The sequence below is a fragment of the Mycobacterium sp. TH-M15 genome (assembly GCF_057473705.1).
Genome location: NZ_JBYCLB010000021.1, coordinates 1 through 3488 on the forward strand (window position 1 = coordinate 1; position 3488 = coordinate 3488).

At 74.1% G+C, this 3488-nt stretch carries 3 protein-coding genes and 2 pseudogenes; 4 read left to right on the forward strand and 1 reads right to left on the reverse strand.

All coding sequences use genetic code 11. The features are described from left to right. Positions 1–75 precede the first annotated feature (75 nt). Positions 76–321, reverse strand: a pseudogene (locus tag AC2VNT_RS00505) (class I SAM-dependent methyltransferase); the annotation flags it as partial. A gap of 135 nt (positions 322–456) precedes the next feature. Between AC2VNT_RS00505 and pyrR the strand changes: the two are divergent. The 4 genes and pseudogenes from pyrR to AC2VNT_RS00525 all read left to right on the forward strand — a co-directional run. Beyond that, entirely contained in the window at positions 457–1029 is a 573-nt protein-coding gene (gene pyrR / locus AC2VNT_RS00510) for a bifunctional pyr operon transcriptional regulator/uracil phosphoribosyltransferase PyrR (protein ID WP_486944997.1), read from the forward strand. Next, entirely contained in the window at positions 1026–1991 is a 966-nt protein-coding gene (locus AC2VNT_RS00515; RefSeq protein WP_486944998.1) for an aspartate carbamoyltransferase catalytic subunit, read from the forward strand. The genes pyrR and AC2VNT_RS00515 overlap by 4 nt, the downstream gene beginning before the upstream one ends. Beyond that, on the forward strand, positions 1991–3283 hold the full coding sequence (locus AC2VNT_RS00520; RefSeq protein WP_486944999.1) for a dihydroorotase: 1293 nt from the start codon (positions 1991–1993) through the stop codon (positions 3281–3283). The genes AC2VNT_RS00515 and AC2VNT_RS00520 overlap by 1 nt, the downstream gene beginning before the upstream one ends. Next, positions 3280–3488, forward strand: a pseudogene (locus tag AC2VNT_RS00525) (PH-like domain-containing protein); the annotation flags it as partial. The gene AC2VNT_RS00520 and the pseudogene AC2VNT_RS00525, both read left to right, overlap by 4 nt.

Below are 3488 nucleotides of genomic sequence, written 5' to 3' on the forward strand. Positions count from 1 at the left end.
ACGTGACGGCACCGGCCAGCAGCCCGTGGTCGCACGCCTCGCGGATCGGGACCCGGTTGTCGTCGAGGCTCATGCGGCGGCGCGCCGCTCCGCGGTGCCCAGGGCGGTCGGAGAGATGTCCAGCCCGGTGACGATGAAGCCCTGCTGAGCCGGGTAGCCGGCGTTGTCGCCGAGCACCAGGCCCTGCCGGCGCCAGGCCGGCACGCTCTCTTTGGGCGCCTTGGTGTCCCACGGCGGCGTCGGCACCGCCGGAACCCCCTCGGCCGGGCCCTCGCCGCGGTAGCGGGCGTCGAAGCCGAGGCGCAGCTGCGGGCGTATCATCGTCGCCAGCCTATACACGCACGACGCCGCGGCTCGCCGGCCGCGCGCCGGACGCGAGGTGTTAGGCTGCCGAACAGTTCGACATCCTTTAACGATCCGTCCGGTGAGGCGGAGAAGGAGGTCCAGCGGTTCCGCATGGGCGCATCAGGCAGTGCCGACCCCGATCGGGAGTTGATGTCGGCGGCCGACGTCGGCCGCACGGTCTCCCGGATCGCGCACCAGATCATCGAGAAGACCGCGCTGGACGCGCCCGATGCGCCCCGCATCGTGCTGCTCGGCATCCCGACCCGCGGCGTCACCCTGGCCGCCCGGCTGGCCGAGAAGGTCAAGGAATTCTGCGGCGTGGACGTCGGGCACGGCGCCCTGGACATCACCCTGTACCGCGACGACCTGATGACCAAGCCGCCGCGCCCGCTGGCCGCCACCTCGATCCCGCCCGGCGGGGTGGACGACGCGCTGGTGATCCTGGTCGACGACGTGCTGTACGCCGGCCGGTCGGTGCGGGCCGCGCTGGACGCGCTGCGCGACCTGGGCCGGCCGGCGATCGTCCAGCTGGCGGTGCTGGTCGACCGCGGCCACCGGGAGCTGCCGGTGCGCGCCGACTACGTCGGCAAGAACGTACCGACCTCGGCGGCGGAGAGTGTGCACGTCCGGCTGCACGAGTACGACGGCCACGACGCCGTGGTGATCTCCCGGGGGGCGCCGTGACCCGTCGACACCTGCTGAGCACCGCCGACCTGGGCCGCGACGAGGCCACCGTCATCCTCGACGACGCCGACCGGCTGGCGCAGGCGCTGCTCGGCCGCGAGGTCCGCAAGCTGCCGACGCTGCGCGGCCGGACGGTGATCACCATGTTCTACGAGAACTCCACCCGCACCCGGGTCTCGTTCGAGGTGGCCGGGAAGTGGCTCAGCGCCGACGTGGTCAACGTCAGCGCCACCGGGTCGTCGGTGGCCAAGGGGGAGTCGCTGCGCGACACCGCGCTGACCCTGCGCGCCGCCGGCGCCGACGCGCTGATCGTGCGGCACCCGGCGTCCGGCGCCGCGCAGCTGATGGCGGAGTGGACCGCCGACCCCGACGGGGGCGGCCCGGCGGTGATCAACGCCGGCGACGGCACCCACGAACACCCCACCCAGGCGCTGCTGGACGCGCTGACCATCCGGCAGCGGCTCGGCGGGGTCGACGGCCGCCGGGTGCTGATCGTCGGCGACATCCTGCACAGCCGGGTGGCCCGGTCCAACGTGACGCTGCTGGCCGCCCTCGGCGCCGAGGTGGTGCTGGTGGCCCCGCCCACGCTGCTGCCGGCCGGTGTCGGCGACTGGCCGGTGACCGTCTCGCACGGCCTGGACGCCGAGCTGCCCGCGGCCGACGCGGTGCTGATGCTGCGGGTGCAGGCCGAACGGATGACCGGCGGTTTCTTCCCGTCGGCGCGGGAGTACTCGGTGCGCTACGGGCTCTCCGACGCCCGCCGGGCGCTGCTGGGCGACCACGCGGCGGTGCTGCATCCGGGGCCGGTGCTGCGCGGCATGGAGATCGCCTCGTCGGTGGTGGACTCGCCGCAGTCGGCGGTGCTGCAGCAGGTCGCCAACGGCGTGCACGTGCGGATGGCGGTGCTGCTGCATCTGCTGGTGGGGGCCGGAACCGGCGCCGGAACCGAGGTGGTCGGCTGATGGGTGTGTTGATTCGCGGCGTGCGGCGCTACGGCGAGGGTGATCCGGTCGACGTGCTGGTCGCTGACGGCCAGATCGCCGAGATCGGCGCGGGGCTGACCGCCTCGGCCGGCGGCACCGTGATCGAGGCCGCCGGCCAGGTGCTGCTGCCCGGGCTGGTCGACCTGCACACCCACCTGCGCGAGCCCGGCCGCGAGTACGCCGAGGACATCGAGACCGGTTCGGCGGCAGCGGCACTCGGCGGCTACACCGCGGTGTTCGCGATGGCCAACACCACGCCGGTCGCCGACAGCCCGGTGGTCACCGACTACGTCTGGCAGCGCGGGCAGCAGGTCGGCCTGGTCGACGTGCACCCGATCGGCGCGGTCACCGTGGGGCTGGCCGGCGCCGAACTCACCGAGATGGGCATGATGGCCGACGGTGTCGCGGGGGTGCGGGTCTTCTCCGACGACGGCGTCTGCGTGGCCGACCCGCTGGTGATGCGCCGCGCACTGGAGTACGCCGCCGGCCTCGGTGTGCTGATCGCCCAGCACGCCGAGGAGCCGCGGCTGACCGTCGGCGCCGTCGCCCACGAAGGGCCGCACGCCGCCCGGCTCGGGCTCACCGGCTGGCCGCGGGCCGCCGAGGAGTCGATCGTCGCCCGCGACGCGCTGTTGGCCCGCGACGCCGGGGCCCGGCTGCACATCTGCCACGCGTCCACCGCGGGCACCGTCTCGATCCTGAAATGGGCTAAGGACCAAGGGATCTCGATCACCGCGGAGGTCACCCCGCACCACCTGCTGCTCGACGACAGCAGGCTGGCCGACTATCACGGCGTGAACCGGGTCAACCCGCCGCTGCGCGAGGCCGCCGACACCGATGCGCTGCGCCGCGCGCTCGCCGACGGGGTGATCGACTGTGTGGCCACCGACCACGCCCCGCACGCCGACCACGAGAAGACCTGCGAGTTCGCCGCGGCCCGGCCGGGGATGCTCGGCCTGCAGACCGCACTGTCGGTGGTGGTGGCCACCATGGTGGTCCCCGGCCTGCTCGGCTGGCGCGACGTGGCGCGGGTGATGAGCGAGAACCCGGCGGCGATCGCCGGGCTGCCCGACCAGGGGCGTCCGCTGGAGGTGGGCGAGCCGGCCAACCTGACCGTGGTGGATCCCGACGCCGAGTGGGTGGTGAGCGGCGCGGAGCTGGCCAGCCGCTCGGCGAACACCCCCTACCAGGAGATGCGGCTGCCGGCCACGGTGACCGCGACGCTGCTGCGGGGCGCGATCACCGCCCGGGACGGGAGGAGCCCGGCATGAACCCGCCGACGATGGTCGCGTCGCTGGTCTTCGCCGCCGTCCTGGTGGTGCTGATCGGTTGGTTGATCCGGCTGATGATGCGCGGCTGGCGGCACCGCGCCGAGCGGCAGGCCGCCCTGGTCGGCACCCTGCCGACGGTCCCGGACACGGTGGGGGAGCCGACCGTGGCGGCCACCCGCGGCCTCTACGTCGGCTGCACGCTGGC